The sequence below is a fragment of the Halobacillus sp. H74 genome (genome assembly GCF_052246715.1).
Classification (GTDB): domain Bacteria; phylum Bacillota; class Bacilli; order Bacillales; family Halobacillaceae; genus Halobacillus; species Halobacillus litoralis_A.
The window spans coordinates 247,030-266,444 of the sequence record NZ_JBQQCI010000003.1; the positions used below are offsets into that span (position 1 = coordinate 247,030).

At 43.5% G+C, this 19,415-nt stretch carries 15 protein-coding genes; 11 read left to right on the forward strand and 4 right to left on the reverse strand.

Annotated features, from left to right (window positions below):
* Positions 1–5 precede the first annotated feature (5 nt).
* Together ACTWPX_RS07645 and ACTWPX_RS07650 are read right to left on the reverse strand one after the other, a co-directional pair.
* The gene (locus tag ACTWPX_RS07645; RefSeq protein ID WP_443119206.1) at positions 6–365 is read right to left on the reverse strand and encodes a Rieske (2Fe-2S) protein; all 360 of its coding nucleotides are present in this window, start codon (positions 363–365) and stop codon (positions 6–8) included.
* Entirely contained in the window at positions 362–1,438 is a 1,077-nt protein-coding gene (locus ACTWPX_RS07650) for an amidohydrolase family protein (RefSeq protein WP_443119207.1), read from the reverse strand. The genes ACTWPX_RS07645 and ACTWPX_RS07650 overlap by 4 nt, the downstream gene beginning before the upstream one ends.
* 390 nt (positions 1,439–1,828) lie before the next feature.
* Here ACTWPX_RS07650 and ACTWPX_RS07655 point away from each other — a divergent pair, with 390 nt between their 5' ends.
* The gene (locus ACTWPX_RS07655) at positions 1,829–3,346 is read left to right on the forward strand and encodes a BCCT family transporter (RefSeq protein WP_443119208.1); all 1,518 of its coding nucleotides are present in this window, start codon (positions 1,829–1,831) and stop codon (positions 3,344–3,346) included.
* Between the two features lie 301 nt (positions 3,347–3,647).
* Positions 3,648–4,091: a DUF6376 family protein gene (locus ACTWPX_RS07660; protein ID WP_443119209.1), complete on the forward strand. Its 444-nt coding sequence runs from the start codon at positions 3,648–3,650 to the stop codon at positions 4,089–4,091.
* Here ACTWPX_RS07660 and ACTWPX_RS07665 read toward each other — a convergent pair.
* On the reverse strand, positions 4,060–4,287 hold the full coding sequence (locus tag ACTWPX_RS07665; RefSeq protein WP_443119210.1) for a hypothetical protein: 228 nt from the start codon (positions 4,285–4,287) through the stop codon (positions 4,060–4,062). The two genes, ACTWPX_RS07660 and ACTWPX_RS07665, sit on opposite strands and share 32 nt — an antisense overlap.
* A gap of 442 nt (positions 4,288–4,729) precedes the next feature.
* On the opposite strand from ACTWPX_RS07665, the gene ACTWPX_RS07670 reads away from it, so the two are divergent.
* The 4 genes from ACTWPX_RS07670 (at position 4,730) to ACTWPX_RS07685 (ending at position 10,064) form a co-directional block, all read left to right on the forward strand.
* Positions 4,730–6,271 (forward strand): BCCT family transporter, encoded by a 1,542-nt coding sequence (locus ACTWPX_RS07670; protein ID WP_443119211.1) that lies wholly within the window; start codon positions 4,730–4,732, stop codon positions 6,269–6,271.
* 176 nt (positions 6,272–6,447) lie between these two features.
* Entirely contained in the window at positions 6,448–6,819 is a 372-nt protein-coding gene (locus tag ACTWPX_RS07675; protein ID WP_443119212.1) for a VOC family protein, read from the forward strand.
* A 161-nt stretch (positions 6,820–6,980) separates the two neighbouring features.
* Positions 6,981–8,612 (forward strand): acetolactate synthase large subunit, encoded by a 1,632-nt coding sequence (locus ACTWPX_RS07680; RefSeq protein ID WP_443119213.1) that lies wholly within the window; start codon positions 6,981–6,983, stop codon positions 8,610–8,612.
* Positions 8,613–8,624: 12 nt separating this feature from the next.
* Positions 8,625–10,064: an aldehyde dehydrogenase family protein gene (locus ACTWPX_RS07685; protein WP_443119214.1), complete on the forward strand. Its 1,440-nt coding sequence runs from the start codon at positions 8,625–8,627 to the stop codon at positions 10,062–10,064.
* A gap of 113 nt (positions 10,065–10,177) precedes the next feature.
* Here ACTWPX_RS07685 and ACTWPX_RS07690 read toward each other — a convergent pair whose 3' ends face one another.
* On the reverse strand, positions 10,178–11,491 hold the full coding sequence (locus ACTWPX_RS07690) for a Glu/Leu/Phe/Val family dehydrogenase (protein WP_443119215.1): 1,314 nt from the start codon (positions 11,489–11,491) through the stop codon (positions 10,178–10,180).
* A gap of 192 nt (positions 11,492–11,683) precedes the next feature.
* Between ACTWPX_RS07690 and ACTWPX_RS07695 the strand changes: the two genes are divergently transcribed.
* The 5 genes from ACTWPX_RS07695 (at position 11,684) to ACTWPX_RS07715 (ending at position 19,391) form a co-directional block, all read left to right on the forward strand.
* On the forward strand, positions 11,684–13,687 hold the full coding sequence (locus ACTWPX_RS07695; protein WP_443119216.1) for a penicillin-binding transpeptidase domain-containing protein: 2,004 nt from the start codon (positions 11,684–11,686) through the stop codon (positions 13,685–13,687).
* An 851-nt stretch (positions 13,688–14,538) separates the two neighbouring features.
* Entirely contained in the window at positions 14,539–15,789 is a 1,251-nt protein-coding gene (pgsB, locus tag ACTWPX_RS07700) for a poly-gamma-glutamate synthase PgsB (protein ID WP_443119513.1), read from the forward strand.
* Positions 15,790–15,810: 21 nt separating this feature from the next.
* Positions 15,811–16,260, forward strand: coding sequence for a poly-gamma-glutamate biosynthesis protein PgsC (gene pgsC, locus ACTWPX_RS07705; RefSeq protein WP_128524458.1), 450 nt, complete (start codon positions 15,811–15,813; stop codon positions 16,258–16,260).
* A gap of 13 nt (positions 16,261–16,273) precedes the next feature.
* Positions 16,274–17,530, forward strand: a complete 1,257-nt coding sequence (locus tag ACTWPX_RS07710; RefSeq protein ID WP_443119217.1) for a CapA family protein — start codon at positions 16,274–16,276, stop codon at positions 17,528–17,530.
* Positions 17,531–17,543: 13 nt separating this feature from the next.
* Positions 17,544–19,391, forward strand: a complete 1,848-nt coding sequence (locus ACTWPX_RS07715) for a gamma-glutamyltransferase family protein (RefSeq protein ID WP_443119218.1) — start codon at positions 17,544–17,546, stop codon at positions 19,389–19,391.
* The last annotated feature ends 24 nt before the right edge of the window (positions 19,392–19,415 follow it).

A 19,415-nucleotide genomic window follows, 5' to 3' on the forward strand; every position in this document is an offset into this window, starting at 1 on the left:
GGGTATTATTTATAGACGATGACATCTTCATTTTCAACTCGCACTTTGAAGCTTGGCAGCTTTTTATCGGGATTGGCGAGCATCCGGCCATCATTTTTTATATCAAATTCTCTTCCGTGCCATGGGCAGCGAATGATTTCTCCTCTGTGACAATATTGGTATTCGCCTGGTTCGCTTTGATCCGTTGTCGCTCCGCACATCATCCCTTTGTGAAGAGGAGCGCCCTGGTGGGTACATTGGTTCCGAAATGCATAAAAGTCCCCGTCTGGTGTCCGGCAAACCAGGACATTCTGTTTGCCGAAGACGGATTCCATCATTTGCCCGGGCTGGATATCGGTTGTTTTACAAACGACTTGCTCTCTCATGTAATCTCTCCTCCTGAATTCGGTATTTTCGGGTAAAAGTTTCTGGCATTTTCTGAATAAATTTTCTGTTTGAGCTCTGGGTCTAAATTCGGTAGTGCTCTATGAGGGGAGTCGTAATCCCAGTGAGGGTAGTCTGTCGCAAAACAGATCATTTCGTCTGTCCCCATTTGATCGATCAGTGACATGAAGTCTTTTTTATTTAATTCTTCAGATGGTTGTGTACAGAAACGCACCTGGTCTTTCATAATGTCGCTTGGCTTTCTTTTGAGCCACGGCACTTCATGGCGCAAGTCCCTGAACTGCTGATCCATTTTCCACATAAGGTGAGGAATGAACGTGAACCCACCTTCAATCATCATTAGACCGAGGTTAGGGAATTTATCGAACACACCGTTGAAAATCATATTTGTGACTTGTTTCATATGAGCTGTGGGAATCAACGTATGCCATTCGATAAAATATCTTGGCCATTTCCCATAATAGACAGGTGGTTCATTATGGTGCATGCCGATCATCAAGTCATGTTTTTCGGCAGCTTCGAAAATTGGATGATAGTACGGGTCCCCCCACATGATGTCATCGATCGGCAGTAAGACCTGGACCATCTTCGGATGATCACCGACTCTCTCAATCTCTTTTACTGCTTCATCACGATCTTGGGCAGCCACATGCAAAGAGCCGTATAAGCGTTCATCCTGGTCTAACCACTTATCGATTTGCCAATCGTTATAAGCGGACGCTAAAGCTGCGGCCATTTCGTACCAACCGTGCATGGAAGACGGGGAAGGGTCCAAGGCCCCAGTCAAAATCCCGAATTCATGGCCGATATCATCAAGAAGCTGTTCTTGCATGAAGGCTAAATCGGAGCCGGCAGGCCTTCCGTCTGGGACAACCGCATCAGCCCTGTCGACCCCTGCCACGGAAGGTTGTGTGTATGGCATATGTTTTTCCTGTATCCAATGACAATTCGTAATGTAGTGCTTGAATGGCTCGTCCAGGTATTGAAGAAGTTCTTCATATTGGACACGTTCATGGATATCTGTATCTACTAATGGAATACGTTGTTTAGGCATAGAAAAATCCTCCTTGTGGACTGTTTCGCATAATTTAAACCTATCAGCGAAGAGGAAAGTCTCCAAACCTGCTGAGAGCGATTGAGTACCACTCAGTGACGTCAGTGAGCGTCAGTTCGTCTCAGTGAAGCTCAGTGTTCGTTTTTCTTTTCAAAAAAATTCATTCGTTTTGAATATCCAGGATAAATTGAATAGATTTTATATGAATCCTTGTTGTTAAGGGAATCTGGCAGGGGGGAAAGGGTTTGTAACAGGGGAGGGGAGCGTTTGATTTTTGCGGGAAGGCAGTTTGCAATGCAATAGAATACTATGTAACATGTGAAAATGTTGTGGAACCCTTTTCTTTTAACCGGGTTTTTCGACCAAATCTTACATAAGGGGCGAGTATAGATGAAAAGTGTTTCATGGGTTTTTTGGTATGGTCTTGCTGTTTGTGCGCTGGTTGTTTTGTGGGGAGCAGCAGCTCCTGAACATTTAAAATCAGTAACTACTACAGCGACCTCTTTTATTTCCACTCGTTTTGGGTGGTATTACTTACTGATCATTATGTTGATGTTAGCCTTTTGTATTTACTTGATTTTTTCAAGATTTAATCAGATCAAACTGGGTAAACAGGATGAAAAACCTGAGTTTGGCCTCGTTTCATGGTTCGCTATGCTATTTAGTGCGGGGATGGGGATGGGTTTAGTATTTTGGACGACAGCTGAACCTATATCTCATGCCTTTAAGAGTAGCCCGAATGCCGAGGAAGGCAGTGCACAAGCTATTAAGGAGTCCTTGCAATTCTCTTTTTTCCATTGGGGAATCCACGCTTGGGCAGTATATGCGCTTGTGGCATTAGTCCTTGCTTATTTCAAGTTCCATAAAGGTTATGCAGGGTTGATCAGTGCCACCCTTATTCCATTGTTCGGACGAGAGCGGATGGAGGGGCTTATGGGCAGGTTGATCGACACTTTAGCTGTAGTTGCTACAGTCGTTGGTGTTGCAGCTACGCTCGGATTCGGTTCTGCCCAAATCAACGAAGGTCTTGCCTTTCTTTTTAACACCCCGAGCAATTACGGTGTCCAATTGATCATCTTGATTGTCTCTACAGCCTTATTTATAGTTTCAGCCTGGTCAGGAATCAGCAAAGGAATCAAATATTTAAGTAACATCAATATGATTCTTGGCTTTCTTCTGATGATTCTCCTCTTGATCGTCGGTCCTACGTTGTACATCCTGAATATGTTCACCGATTCGATCGGCAATTATATTACGAACTTTTTCAATATGAGTTTCCGAATCGCACCGATAAACGAGGAAAACCGTAAGTGGATTGATGGATGGACGATTTTCTACTGGGCATGGTGGATTTCCTGGTCTCCTTTCGTTGGTATATTCATTGCCAGAATTTCAAAAGGTCGTACCATCAAAGAATTTATGCTGGGTGTATTATTTGTTCCAGCAATTGTTTGCTTTATCTTTTTCGCGGTATTTGGAGTGTCCGCGCTGGACCTAGAACAGCAAGGGATTGCAGCGATTTCTGAATACCCGATGGAGACGGCTACTTTTGCTATGTTAGAACAGTATCCGCTCGGTGTTTTAATGTCTTTTATCACGATATTTGTTATTGCGATATTCTTTATCACTTCCGCAGACTCAGCAACATTTGTACTTGGAATGTTGTCGACATCGGGCTCAATCAATCCTACTGGTATGGTTAAGATTATCTGGGGCCTTTGTCTTTCTTCAATGGCTGCGATCATTGTGTATTTTGGGGGAACCCAAGGGCTGCAAAATGTGTTGATCATCGCAGCTTTCCCTTTCTCAGTCATCGTACTGTTGATGGGTTATTCATTCTATAAATCTGCTAATCAAGAAGTAATATCGAAAAGAAGAAAAAGAAAGAATGAAAAGCAAAAGGCTTAATGAAAGTAGGGCATGAGTAAAGGAAATCTCCCCAGAGTTGAAAAGCTCAAGGAGGTTTCTTTTTTTCGTTTAGGATCGAAACCGTAAACATTTTGAATTTGGTTTCCACGTAGTAGAGTTGTTTGGTGCTCCAAAAGGATGGTATGACTCATTCAAATTTCATATTTATTTTTATAGTGGCCAATAATGCTACTTCTAAGGCAGGCTTAACGAGAGGGGGCGGCACTTGAGAGCTTGTTCTAACACGATTTTCCCTGTGGTATAATAGTTTTCTAGGCTTTTGAAATTAAGGAGGAACGTCATGAAGAAAATAGCCATTGGTTTACTACTTGTAAGCTCCATGCTTGGAGGTTGTTCAATACTCGAGGGAGTGAACAACACGTTGTCTTATGTGGACGAAGCCACGGAATATGCGAATGAAGCCAATACCTTTGCTGAAGAGGCGCCTGCTCTTGCCGAACAAGCTGTAAGGGATGATCAAGCGGCGCAAGAACTCGAAACGAAATTGGAAGATATGAAACAAGATATAGAAGAATTCAATGAACTGGAGTCTCCTGATATGACAGCGGATTTGCACGATCAAGTGGTCGATCACAACAATCGAGCGTTAGAAGGTATCAATGTCTATTTAGACAATATGGAAAATGGTAAGCTTGATTCAAAGGTCATCGAAAATACGGAAGTTTTTCAGACATTGAACGAACTGACGAGCATCATCGATCAAATTCAACAAATAGGGGAATAAAGGAAGAGGCTCCCGTTTTTGGAAACCTCTGAAAAACTCTTTTCACATCTAGAGAAGCGGTGAAATTTTGTTGTTGCTTCTCTAGATTCGCTTGTCGGCGGATGCTTGCCGCGGGCACGGCCTCAGCTGACTTGGTCAAGAAGATCATTTGACAAAGTGGATCTTCGGCTCGCGCTGTCCCCGCAGGCGTCACCACCGAACGCTCATCACGGAATCAACAGAGGCCCCTCTGAAAATTGCTATCATCCATGTATTCTCTAGAATAAGTGCTTGGCAACCGCTCAAAATCCGCACCAAGGCGATTTACACAGTAAATGGAGGTTTGAAAGAGAGACTCATGGAGGAGTAAGAGCCCAAATATCTCATTGAAATTATAGAAGAAGCCGAGTGGGAGGATTTTATCGTCCCACTCGGCTTCTTTATTTGATGTATAACTTAAAAAGTTGCAGTTCTTCAGTGGAGTCCGTTTAGGGGAGCCTCTTTTATTTGATAAAGAAAATTTCATCAAGCCTGTGAGAATTTTTGAATGGACAAGCCACTTTTCAAAGAAATTTCCATCACTTTTTTTGTTATTATCTCCCATTGAGCGGGTAGAAGAAGAGAGACCCTAAGAAATCGTTGATATATAGGAGGATTCGATGGATAAGAAGAAGTTGATTGATTACAAGATTTTTGTCCCCTCATTACTGATTATGATCGCAATCAGTATTCCTTTTGCCATGTATGAGGCAGAGTCATTAAAATTGCTCAATTCCATTTTTGATTATATTGTGGACGTGTTCAGTTGGGGCTATTTATGGTATGGAATCATTCTCGTAGTCGCAGGATTGTATTTTTCATTTTCTAAATATGGTCAGGTCGTACTTGGTGATCCTAAAGAAAAACCCCGCTTCTCGTTATTTGAATATGCATCGATTTTGATTGCCATGGGTGTAGGTTCGACGATTATGCGGACGGGGATGCTGCAATGGACGTCGGTTGCGAACGACCCGCCAGCAGGAGTCGAAGCCGGTTCACCAGAAGCGCTGCTCTGGGGTAATGCCTATAGTATGTTCTTATGGGGATTCCAAGTTTTCGCTATCTTTGTCATGATCGCACCAGCGATGGGGTATATCCTTCACGTGAAAAAAAGACCACTAATGAGGATATCCGAGGCTTGCCGAGTTCTGTTCGGTGATAAGTTTACAGATGGGATTGGCGGAAAGGTTCTGGACGTTTTATTCCTTGTCAGTATTTTAGCTGGAGCTGCCGTGACGCTTGGGCTTGGGGCACCGATTATTACCCAAAACCTTTCCCATCTATTAAATATCGAAGTGAATTTCGGACTGACGATTATAGTTACGATTGTTTGGGTGTTCTTATTTTCACTTAGTGCCTACTTAGGAATTGAGAAAGGTATCAAGCGCTTGAGTACATGGAATATGTATTTGGCCGGGATTTTTGCTATATTCATTCTATTGGGCGGCCCTGGTGTATTCATCTTGAACTATTTCTCTGATAGCTTGTCCTTTTTATTATCCAATTATCTTAACATTTCCTTGAATACTGACTCTGTCCACCAAGGTGAAGCTTCCCACATACAAAGTAATACTGTGTTCTGGTTCGCTTATAGTGCGACATGGGCGATGCTTCACAGTGTATTTGCAGCTAAAATCTCCAGGGGAAGAACAATAAAAGAGATGATTCTCACCTACTTCCTGGCACCTACGTTATTATCATGGGTCGCTACAGGTGTTCTTGGAGGATTAGGCGTGCACAGGTACCTGACAGGGGATTTATCCGTTCTTAACCTTGTGAAAGAAGAAGAACGAATGGCGGCTATCCCGGAAATTCTTTCGACACTTCCATTCGGAGAAATAGCAATTATCATATTTATGGTTGTTGCTCTCATTTTCTTAACGACGACACTCGATTCCACGACGTATACTGTGGCTGCTTATACGAGTACAAGAGATATGAGTAAGTATGAGCCGCCGAAGCTTTTGCGTATCGTCATTGCTGCCGTCATCACAGTGCTTTCACTGGTATTGATGAGAATTGGCGGACTCGCCCCATTAGAAGTTATTTCAGGTCTGATGGGACTGCCAGTGATCATTATTCAATTCATTCTTATTTATGCAGCTAAGAAGATGATTGATGAAGATCAAGCCTGGAAAAATAATATAAGGAAAAGTTCATAATCCTTTATACCCCTCATCAACAGATGAGGTTTTTTCAGTTATATTTTATCCTTGTTATGGTTTTTGTATGATTCCATGGCTGCCTCTTACGGTTACGTGAGTTTATAAAGATTTAAGATTTTGGCTGATGAAAAAAATTACAGTAAACTAAGGGAAAGCGGAAAGGAGAATACAATATGTATGAAGGGATTCATCATGTATCACTATTAGTAACGGACATTGAGAAGTCAAAGCATTTCTATGGAGAAATCTTAGGGTTTGAGGAAAGCCACCATCGACCGGACTTCGATTTCCCTGGTGCATGGTATCAAATCGGGCAAACACAGCTCCATCTAATTGTCCATCCAGAAGGAAAAATACTTCGAGGAACGAGACTGATTGATTCTCGTGATGGTCATTTTGCAATAAGAGTGAAAAATATAAAGCAATTCATAAAAAGAATGGAGAAGAATGAAGTGGAAATTCTCAACAAACCGAATAACAAAACGGATTGGCATCAAGTGTTTATCAGTGATCCTGACGGGAATTTGATCGAATTCAACTGTTGAAATGAGACTTATTCAAATGAGAGTCTGATTCTTTAACCAGCGAATGCTGGCATAGGATCAGGCTCTTTTTGTTGGCTGTATTTTGATAAAAGGAAATATTTTATGGGTATTTTACACAAAATAAACAATGGTCGAAATCAATGTAACGAAAGGGGATTGACATGAATGTTGCACAATTGCTTGTGAAGTGCTTGGAAAATGAAGGTGTAGAGTACATTTTCGGAGTGCCGGGGGAAGAGAATATTGATTTGATGGATGCTTTACTTGATTCTGATATTGAATTCATTGTGACCCGTCATGAAACGAGCGCCGCTTTTATGGCAGGGACATACGGGAGGTTGACAGGAAAACCGGGGGTCTGTTTAGCCACTTTAGGGCCTGGTGCAACCAACTTATTGACAGGTGTGGCGAATGCCAACATGGATCATTGCCCGCTCATAGCAATCACTGGTCAAGCAGGGATGAATCGTCAACATAAAATCTCGCATCAGTACTATGATCTGGTGGATATCTTTGAGCCTGTGACCAAGTGGAATGCCCAAATCAAAACAGGAGAGATTGTACCTGAAGTTGTGAGAAAAGCTTATCAATTGGCTATGCAGGAAAAGCCGGGTGCTACTCACATTGATCTTCCTGAAGATATCGCCAGTATGGAAGTGGATGGGCAGCCTTTGCCTATAACGGGCCATTCATTACCGAATGCTAATGATAAGGTGATTGAAGAAGCTGCAGACCTCATTTTAAAGGCCGATCACCCGCTTATACTCGCAGGGAATGGAATTACTCGCGGTCATGCCTCTGAAGAGCTTCAAAGATTTGCAGAAAAGACGAATATACCTGTGGTCCATACTTTTATGGGGAAAGGTGCGTTGTCCTGGAAGAACGAATTAAGTTTACTGACGGCAGGGCTCAGTGGGAAAGACTATATTACATGTGGATTCAAACAAGCCGATTTGATCATTACTATCGGTTTCGATATGGCAGAAACACCACCGGAGAACTGGAACCCTGAGGGGACTACACCAATCCTGCACATGGATACGGAAGAAGCGGAGATCGATTCTCATTATCCAGTGTCATTAAATGTCGTGGGTGATATTCAGGAGAACTTAAGGAAATTGAATAAAGTGATGCCTCAGAAAGAGAGGGAAATCGATTGGTTCCGTTCAATCAGAGAAGATGCCCTTGAGGAACTGAAGAGTTTTAAACAAGATAATGGATTTCCTGTCAAACCTCAGAAAATCATTTGTGATCTTCGTGAAGTTCTAAAGGACGAAGACATTGCCATTTCAGACGTCGGTGCTCATAAGATGTGGATGGCCCGAATGTTTCACACAGCCCTGCCGAACACGTGTCTGATTTCAAATGGCCTGGCTTCGATGGGTGTGGCTGTACCTTCAGCGATTGCTGCTAAAATGGTTTACCCCGATCGCAGTATTGTAGCTGTTTGCGGTGATGGTTCATTTCTTATGACAGGGGCAGAACTTGAAACGGCTGTGAGATTGAACTTGCCGATTGTCATTTTGTTGTGGAGAGATGATGGGTATGGATTGATTGAATGGCACCAAATGAAAAAATTTCAACGCCCCTCCTATATCGATTTTGGAAACCCGGATTTTGTTAAATTGGCTGAGTCTTTTGGGTGGGAAGGTATAGAAATCGAGAGCTCGGAAGAACTGCGGCCTGCATTGGAGCGAGCAATCAGCCTCAAGAAACCCGTCTTGATCGATTGCCCTGTTGACTATGGTGAGAACATGAAATTAACTGAAAAATTGAGGGATATCAACTGTTAAGGAGGTGACATCATGAGGATTGGTTCAATCATCAATGGAGAGGAAGTCAAAGGGGAAAATCGGGAAGTATTGACCGTCTTAAATCCATACAACCAGGAAGTAGTGGCAGAAGTCGTATTAGCGGTGGTCGAGGACTTGGATAAAGCGATTGAGCAAAGCTTTGAATTTTTTCATCAGACTATGAAAAAGATGCCTGCTTATCAAAGATCTGATATTTTACGGAAAACGGCAGATTTGTTGGCAGAAAGAAAAGAGACTTTCGCCGAAATGGTTACGAAAGAAGCAGGGAAACCGTTGAAGTACAGCAGGGGAGAAGTAGAGCGGTCCATCCAGGTACTGAGGTTCGCGTCAGAACACGCCAAACAGATCAGCAGTGAAGTGATCCCGATGGATGCTGCCATCGGAGGGGAAAACAGGTTAGGAATAACAAAGCGTGAACCACTGGGTGTGGTCGCTGCCATTACTCCTTTCAATTTTCCGTTGAATCTCTCACTTCATAAAATAGCTCCAGCGATTGCAGCTGGTAATACGATCATTTTTAAACCTGCAGAAAAGACACCTGTTTCTGCGTATATGCTCACCCGTTTGTTCCATGAAGCCGGCCTGCCCCCAGGAGCTCTGAACTTGGTGATGGGACGTGGTGAAGTGGTGGGAGATCCACTTGTTGAACATGATATGGTTCATAAAGTAACTTTTACTGGAAGCTTGCCTGTCGGAAGAAGAATCCGGGAAAGAGCTGGATTCAAGAAGGTCACCTTAGAATTAGGGTCAAACTCCCCCAACCTTCTGTTTGACGATATAGAGGTCGAACATGTCGTCACTGATTTAGTCAAAGGTGCTTTCGTATTTTCCGGACAAGTGTGTATTTCAGCTCAACGGGTCTATGTGCATAAATCGTTATATGATTCGTTCTTGGAAGAGTATATAAAACAAACGAAAGCTCTGAACATTGGCGACCCAATGGAAGAAGCGACTGATTTTGGTCCGATGATCAGCGAAGAAGAAGCAGAAAGAGCTAAGCTTTGGATTGATGATGCCGTAGATAAAGGGGCAAAAGTCGAAATTGGCGGAGAACAGAAAGGAACGATTTTGACTCCGACGATCATTACGAATGTCAAAAATGATATGAAGATTATCGCTGAAGAGGTATTCGCACCGATTGTTTCGGTCCTCCCTTTTGAAACGGAAGAGGAAGTTGTCCGGATGGCAAATGATTCGATCTATGGTCTGCAGGCGGGGGTCTTTACGAAGGATATCAGCCGGGCCTTCCGTGTCGCAGATCAATTGGAAATGGGCGGAGTCTGGATCAATGAGATTTCGACTTACCGTCAGGATAACCATCCATATGGTGGTGTTAAGCAGAGCGGGATTGGTAAAGAAGGTGTCAAATATGCTGTTGAAGATATGACAGAAATGAAATTTATCGGGGTCAATTTAAAAGATCGTCTTTGATACATTTCAGTGTGTTATCGCCTGTGATTGGATCGAATAATAAAAGTAACGGAACCCCCTGGAGCCAGCTGGCTTCAGGGGGTTCCGTTTAATGAAAGTACTTAACCGATTCATCAGCTGTCTGATAAGTCGGAGTCTTTAATCCATCCGCGTGCATTCATGGCTTTGACGAGGTGGTTGATTCCAACCATGTACGCCGCTTCTCTCATGAAGCATTTCTTTTCTTCGCGCATAGTAAACACGGTGTTAAAGCCGAATAGCATTTTTTCTTCAAGTTTCTGATTGATTTCTTCTTCTTTCCAATAATAGTTCATAGAGTTTTGTACCCATTCAAAATAGGAAACCGTTACTCCCCCTGCATTACAAAGGATATCGGGAATGACGAAAATTCCTTTTTCCTCGAGGATTTTATCTCCCTCAGGGGTGGTAGGGCCATTGGCTGCTTCAGCGAGAATTTTTGCTTGAATAGTGGGAGCAGTCTCCTTCGTAATTTGGTTTTCCACCGCTGCTGGAACTAAAATGTCAACAGGAAGCCCGAACATTTCTTCATTCGTAATGGCATCGGCGTGCGGGTAATCAGACGCATAATTCTCCTTGTCACCGACAAACTCCAGCAAATCAGGGATGTCTATACCTTCTTTGCGATAAATCCCACCTCTAGCATCTGTGACAGCAACGATTTTGACTCCTAACTCATGTAAAAACTTAGCAGTCATACTACCGACATTGCCGAATCCCTGGATAGCCACCGTGGATTTATCCAGTTCCATACCTAATTCTTTGGCTGCCTCACGAATTGTGAAAACTACCCCGCGCCCGGTAGCTTCTAATCTTCCCAATGACCCACCAATGATGATAGGTTTTCCTGTCAGCATTCCAGGGATATTATAACCGCGAAGTTGATCGAATTCGTCGATCATCCAACCCATTACTTCAGGGTTCGTATTGACGTCTGGTGCCGGGATATCCTTTTGAGGACCGATGATCGGTGTGATTTTCCTAATGTAAGTCCTGCTCAATGTTTCAAGCTCCCGATCTGATAAGCTTTCAGGGTCGACGATGACTCCACCTTTTCCGCCTCCGAGTGGGAGATCGAGAATGGCAGACTTTAAAGACATCCAAATGGATAAGGCTTTCACTTCGTCAATGTTGACCATCGGGTGAAAGCGTATGCCGCCTTTAGTAGGGCCTAAAATGTCAATGTGTTGGGCACGGTATCCTGTGAAGTTCTTAAGAGTACCATCATCCATACGTACTGGAATGGATACCTCCAACATTCTCATCGGTTTTTTCAGCATATGATAGATGTTTTCATGCAAACCGAGCCTTGTAACAGATTCTTTAATTAATGATTTGACAATTTCGTAAGGATTTTGCCCATGTGTGGTAATATCGGATTCTGTTTTTTCACTTTCAGTTCTTTTCATATCTTTTCCCCCTTTTAAAAAAGTTCTTCTTACAAATTAAAATTCCATAAAGTCCATGCTTTTATACCAATATAAACAGGGGGTGTGAAATAAGGTTTAATTTGGAAATTATTTTTCTTTGAGGTAACTTTGATATAATGCTTAATTAAGGAAGATTATTTTGGCTAGATGTTACATAAAAGGGGTGATAGCATGAAGCGTTGGATTTTAGTGATCTTTTCCCTCTTGCTTCTTGGCCTTACTGCATGTTCTGAACAACCGAATCCGGAAGATACGTTCACAGCATATATGAAGGCCTGGGAAAGTGGAGAGTATGCAAAAATGTACGGGATGCTGAGCAAAAGTTCCCAAGGTCTGATGAGTGAGGAAGAGTTTGTCGATCGCTATACAGCAATTTATGAGGGTATAGGGATGAAAGAGCTTGCTGTTACATATGAACTTCCTGAAGAAGATCAAGAATATGATACGGAAGAAAAGCCGTCATTCGAATATGGAGTGAGTATGGATTCCCTAGGTGGAGAAATCCAATTTTCTCATTCCGCTGAGCTTGTATACGAAGAAGGTGAGGAAGAAAATCGCTGGGCTGTGGATTGGAGCTCTTCGATGATATTTCCTGAAATGGAGGAGGGGGACACTGTTCACGCCTGGCCATTGTCACCTGAGCGAGGTGAGATTTTCGATGTGGATGGAAAACCCTTAGCTGTAAATGGTGGAGTGAAGCAAGTCGGTATTGCACCTGGTCAGATGGGAGAAAACTCTGAGGAAGATGTGACCCGCCTGAAACAAGAACTGGCGGAAATCTTGAATATATCTGTTGAATATATTGATGAACAATTAGGGCAATCCTGGGTGACAGAAGACACATTTGTGCCTTTAGCTTCGATTAACGCTGAAGATGAAGAGACCATTGATGCGATTAACGAATTGCCTAGTGGGATTTCCTTTCAAGATGATGAGGACGCTAGACGGTATCCTTTAGGCGAAGCTGCTGCCCACTTGACAGGATACGTCGATGAGGTGACGGCTGAAGATCTTGATGAACACGAAGGAGAAGGATACAGTGCAGGGGACCAAATTGGCAGAAGAGGTTTGGAGTCTGTGATGGAAGACAAACTTCGTGGAGAGCCTGGCGGGATTGTAGTCATCCGTAATAAAGAAGAGGAACGTAAAGCTGTCTTGGCTGAAACCCCCGCTAAGGATGGTGAAGATGTTACATTGACCATTTCATCTGATGTTCAACGGGCTGTCTATGAACAAATGAAAGATGATTCTGGCACGGCTTCTGCGATTGATCCTAGGTCGGGAGAAGTGAAAGCACTTGTCAGCACGCCCTCTTATGATCCGAATGAGGAGATACTGAATCCAAATGGAGCTGAAACGACAATTAACAAATTCAATAAAACTTACTCCCCGGGTTCAACCTTTAAACCGATCACCGCAGCAATCGGGTTGGAGACGGGAAATATAAACCCTGAAGAGAATATGGCCATTAGTGGGAAGACGTATTCGAAGGATGATTGGGGTGGATACAAAGTGACAAGAGTTGATGGTGCAGCTGTCGATGAGCAGGTGAACTTACGTGATGCTTTAATGCGTTCAGATAATATTTATTTCGCCCGGTCTATTCTTAAAATTGGAGGAGAAACGTTTATGAAAGAAACGGATGAATTCGGCTTTGGAGAAGACATTCCTTTCTCTTATCCAATCCAAAGTTCACAAATACTCAATGGAGAGGCATTCGACAATGAGGCACTGCTTGCAGATACGGGATATGGTCAAGGTCAAGTTCAGATGAGCTCCCTTCACCTGGCGATGACTTATACCCCTTTTGTGACAAATGGAACCATGTTAAAGCCCACTCTTTTAAAAGAAGAAGAAACGGGTCAAGCATGGCATGAAAATATTATGAGCGAAGAGACTGCAGCAATAGTAAGGGAACGCTTGAAAGCCGTCGTCCAGGATTCGGAAGGAACGGCACATGATGCGGAGCTAGAAGGGAAGAGCCTTGCTGGTAAAACAGGTACAGCTGAATTGAAGCAGTCACTTGAAGATGAAAATGGTCAGGAAAATGGCTGGTTCATTGCCTGGGATACGGAAAATCCTGACCTAATGATTTCCATGATGATCGAGGATGTTGATGAGGGAAGCCATTATGTAGTTCCAAAAGTGAGAAATGTGTTTGAACAACTTAGATGATTATAGGAATCCAGCCTCTTTTCTGTTTATTTGGAGCAGTAAAGAGGCTGGATTTTATTTGAATAGCGGATTACAAATACATTTAATTTATTTTCAAAGTGATGGATAGCATAAGGTCCTTGTTACAAGGGCTTCTTTTTTTGTTCTCGTTTAGAAATTAATAAAAGTACACTCTCTGGGTTTTTAGCGACTACCCTCTCGAGTCTTGGCCCTACACAAGGTGGGGCGTTCGCCGTTGCAAAAGGACGTTGCGAACTTAGTCGAACTTTCTCTTCCCCTTTGCTGTGGCAAAAAAGCCGCCACTTCAAAGGTTTGCTTAAGCTTGTCGGGGGTGAACAAGGCGCTTACGCTTTTGTTTCATCCAGCTCCAGCGCCTAGCCTCTCGAGGTCTTAAGTCCACCCGTAGCGTGAAGGAAAACCGCTTCACGTTACGGCTGTTCTTAAGCTTGTCGAGGCTGTTCAAGGCGCTTACGCTTTTGACTCATCCAGCTCCAGCGCCTACCCCCTCGAGGTCTTAAGCAAGCCCTTTGCTGTGGCAAAGAGCCGCCACTTCAAAGGTTTGCTTAAGCTTGTCGGGGGTGAACAAGGCGCTTGCGCTTTTGTACTACGACATAAAATTTTGCTGTTGAACGAAATATTTATCGGAAATCAATGTTAAAAGACTTGAATTCAAAATTTTTTCTTGTAACTTCTTTTTAAATACTTTGTAATAGGGTATGGAATAATGGTAGTACTTTTGATGGACGGTGGCGAAATTTGTTATAATTTGATAGTTTTAGAGAAGAGATAGGCATGGTATCGTTGTTTAATAGAGAGGGATGTGAAATTTTGTGGATGAATTAGCCTATTTGATGATCTTTTTCGTTTTTGTATTGATCATAGGATTATGGGAGAAATATAAGCTGGATCGTCGACTGACAAAAATTCCGACGCGGATTCTGGTCAATGGAATCCGGGGTAAATCGACAGTTACTCGTTTGGTGATGGGAATTTTGAAAGAAGATGATCGTAAAGTCATCGGAAAAACGACTGGTACTTCAGCACGTATGTTTTATTGGGATAAAGAGGATGAAGAGCCGATTATACGTGGGTTGCAAGGACCTAATATCAATGAACAGATGAAGATAACGGAGCGTGTCGTGAAGCGAAGGGCGGATGCTTTCGTAAGTGAGTGCATGGCAGTCAATCCTGAATACCAAAAGGTCTTTCAGGAGCGTCTTGTCAAAGCGAACATTACGATAATTGCTAATGTGATTGAAGACCATATGGACGTAATGGGACCGACCCTTGATGATATCGCAGAAGCCTTCAGCTCGACAATCCCGGAGAATGGATACCTTATAATTCCGGAAACGCCCTACCAAAAATATTTTGAAAAAATAGCTCGCCGTAAGAATACGGTGGTCGTTGTTGCTGAAGAGAGCTGGATTGAGGAAGAATATTTGCAGGAATTTCCGTTCATGATTTTCCCTCAGAATGCAGCTTTGGCAATGGCTGTGGCGGATATATTAGGAATCAAGCGTAAGGTAGCCATGGAAGGAATGCTCAACGCTCCAGTCGATCCTGGCGCAATGCGTGTGCACCGCTTCGGAAGGGAAGAAGCACCGAAGTATTTTTTCAATGGCTTTGCTGCCAATGATACTACATCCACATTGAATATTTGGGAGCGGATCCAGGAACTTGATTATCCGAGCGATGAAAGTACAATCGTTATGAGTTGTCGTAGTGATCGTGTTGAGCGGACGATTGATTTTGCGGAAAATGTCTTGCCTTATATTGAAATGGAGCGCTTAATCGTGATGGGAGAGAGTGTATGGCCGATCACCCAAGCCTATGAGGAAGGGAAAATCAGACCTTTGAATCTCATTAACTTGGAAAAAGCATCGACAGAAGTGATTGTAGATCAACTTCAAGAACTTCCTGATCGAAGTGTGATATATGGAATTGGAAATATCGTCGGCGCAGGAGAAAAAGTGGCCGCTGCGATAGAGGAATTGGAAATCACCCCATCACTGACCGAAGAACGCACTGGTTGGGATGAGATTCAGGAAACAACCCGGGAGCGCTCGTTCCAGGGGAGAGTCCTGCAGACGAACAAATAATGGTAGGGAGTTGGAGTCCACGTGTTCGGTACAGATTTATATATAGCAATTGTCATTGGAGTATTACTGAGTCTATTGTACGCAGAGAAAACAGGGATTGTACCTGCAGGGCTGGTCGTCCCTGGTTACATAGCATTAATTTTCGATCAAGTTATGTACGTGTTGGCTGTAGGTTTGATCAGTCTGGTTACTTACCTGCTCGTATCACAAGTTTTAACAAGATTTACGGTTTTATATGGACGTCGCAAATTTGCCGCGATGTTGACAGTCGGTGTTCTTATGAAAATGTCCATGGATTATTTATATCCGCTCACGCCGTTTCCGGTCATGGAGCTGAGGGGAATCGGGGTCATCGTACCGGGGTTAATTGCAAACTCGATTCAAAGACAAGGCGTATTACCGACGTTCAGCGCCACTTTTTTAATTGCGTTCGCGACTTTCGTATTGATTTCGGCGTATCATTTGATTTAGAGGAGCCTTTGTGATGCAGGAAAAAGACTTGAAATATAAAATAAAAGTATGGACGAAAAAGCATAAGAAAAAAGCGGGACTCCACTCCGCAATCTTAGCGGTGATTTTGGCTGTGCCGTTTTTTGGTCACTCGTGGATCGACCGTCCGACCTTACCGGAAGACACTCGACCAAAGGACGTAGATTATCGTATTTCAATGGTAGGGGATATGATGCTCGGCCGACATGTCCGGGATGCTGCTGTAAGAAGTGGGGAGCCGATCGGGCGGGTTTTCGATTATGTCACTCCATTTCTGGAACAATCGGATTATGTGACAGGAAACTTTGAGAACCCTGTCATCAATGTGGATGATCCTGAAGTGAAAAGTGTCATGGAAGACTTTGAGTTACACAATAAAGATATCCACTTGTATGCGGAAAAAGGAGCCGAGCAGGCATTAGAGGATGCTGGGTTCGACTCTGTCAATATGGCGAATAATCATATGATGGACTATGGAAATCTATCATTGGAAGAAACACTGAAACATATGGAAGGCGTCGATGTTGATATGCTAGGCATAGGGCGTGCATTGGATCCTGCTGATGATTTGTTTGATGAAGATGAAACGATGACGGATGCAGGACAAATCCAATATTTCGAAGCAGATGGAAGAAATGTAGCAATCTTAGGTTTCACTGACGTCTTCGTCCAGGGATATAGTGCCAGTGAATATGTTGGTGGTGTTTTGACAAATGCCGGGCTCGGCGTTTTGCAAAGCAGGATCCGTGAAGCAAAAGAACAAGCGGACATCGTAATGGTCCACGCCCATTGGGGCGATGAGTACCAAGTAGGTTCCAACACCACCCAGGAAACGCTCGCCTATTTGATGACAGATATGGGGGCAGACGTGATTATCGGTCACCACTCTCATATATTAGAACCGATCACCCGCGTCCATATTGAAGCGGATGAAGGGGAGCTTGCGAGTGAAGATAAAACGGCGATCGTGATGAATAGCTTGGGAAATTTTGTCTTTGACCAGGGGTGGTCAAGAACGAAAGATTCCACAATGGCACAACTCGATTTTTTGAGCGATGATGGTGTGGAACTATCATTCGTTCCTATGCAGATATCAGATACACGGCCGCGGGAAACGAATGGAATTTTAAAGCCGTTTCGGGATTTCCGTATTTTCCGTACCTTACGTAAAGAGTTGGATAAAGAATATTGGCGGATGGAAGATGGAAGGCTCATTGTCGATTTGAAAAAAGCTGGCGTAATAGAGGGATAGGAGGTCTGGTGGTTTGAATGATTTGAAAGTGACCTATATACTTGCGGGCATCATTTTCATTGGATTGGTCGGGTGGAATGTCTATTTTGAAGATGAATTCGACCAATTTCGTGAGCCTTATACCGTAGAAGACCGTGCTGAAACCGTTGAAGTGGACACTTCTGGTGAGGAAGAGGCATTTGTCTACGGGGTCAGTGCCGTCCACCCGCTTGCTGTTGAAGCAGGGATGAAGGTAATGAACCAAGGCGGGAATGCTGCTGAAGCCGCGATTGCGGTTTCCTTTGTATTGAATGTTGTAGAACCATATGGCTCAGGCATCGGAGGTGGGGGACAAATGGTCGTCCACGAACCTGATGAAGGAGCAGTAACTTATGATTATCGTGAAGCTGCCCCTGAAAGCGGGGCGCGACCGCAGCGGGGGATCGCTGTCCCTGGTTTTGTCAAAGGAATGGAAGCGGTCTATGAAGATTATGGAGATCAGATGGAATGGAGTACTCTTTTAGAAGATGCGGTCACACATAGTGAAGAAGGTATTCAAGTCGGACGTATTTTCAATGAGCAATTGCAAAATTCCAGGCGCTTCATTCAATCAGGAAATGAGGATCCTGAGATTTTTAATAAGTTTTATCCAGAAGATCGACCGTTGCAAATTAATGATACCCTCGTGCAAGAGGAGCTTGCGACCACATTGAAAACCTTGCAGGAAGATGGTCCTGAAGCTTTTTATGAGGGAAAAATTGCAGATGCGTTGACAGCTGAACTTGGCTTTGAAGAGGGGGATCTTTCTTCTTATGAGGTTGGAAAGCGTCCAGCCCCTGAAGGTGAATTCAGAAATCAGACCCTTTACGCGGGTTCTTCCCCGACGTCTGGGATTATAGTTATCCAGGCACTGAAGATGATCGAACAATTGGAAAGCAACTTAGAAGAAGTGCTACAGGCGGAGTACGCCACGGCTAGTGGAGATTTGCCGGCTTTTCTTGCGGGGAATGTACCTGAGAGCATGGAAGAAATCGCCAATGATGAACAGTATGAGGACATATATATCCATTTAGTGAACAAGATCGTCAATACAGTATATAGTGATCGTGTTTATACATTAGGAGATCCCGAATTTGAAGATGTAGAACAAGAAAAGCTGACATCGACGGCTTACGCGGAGGGTTTGTTTGAAGAAGCTTTCTTTGCCGAGGAAGATGCGATGACAAGTTCAGCCGAGATGTTCACGGCTCCTGGAGAAAAAGAGGATAACCGCAATACCACCCATTTTGTCGTGGTGGATAAAAATGGCATGATGGTGTCTACGACCAACTCTCTTGGGAAGTTCTTCGGTTCAGGACTTTATGTAAATGGATTCTTCCTGAACCACCAAATGAACAACTTCGATACCGCAGAAGATTCGATGAACTCCTATGAACCAGGCAAACGACCGCGTTCATTCGTTTCTCCGATGATTTTTGCTGAAGAAGGCCGTGCTGTACTGGGTATTGGTTCTCCGGGTGGGAAAAGAATCCCTGCGATGCTTATCCAGACATTAATCCAATATGAGTACGGGCGCAATGAAGATTCAGGCGAACGTTTGACGTTGCAAGAAGCAATCGGCCGCTCACGTTTTTATACGGAGGATAATGTCGTCCATTTGGAGAATATGATCGAGAATGACCCGATAGCCCGCTTAAGAGATGTGAAGGGCTATTCTGTCATCGAGCATGATTCTCCCGTGTTCTATGGTGGAATTCAAGGGCTTGGTATTCGTAGAGATGGTGATGTTTTGCAAATGTATGGAGGCGGGGACCCGAGGCGTTTAGGAACATGGCAAATCGGGGATCAGGATGGTATGGATGATGTGAGTGTAGCAGAATAGATTTAAAGAAGAGTTCCTTTTTTC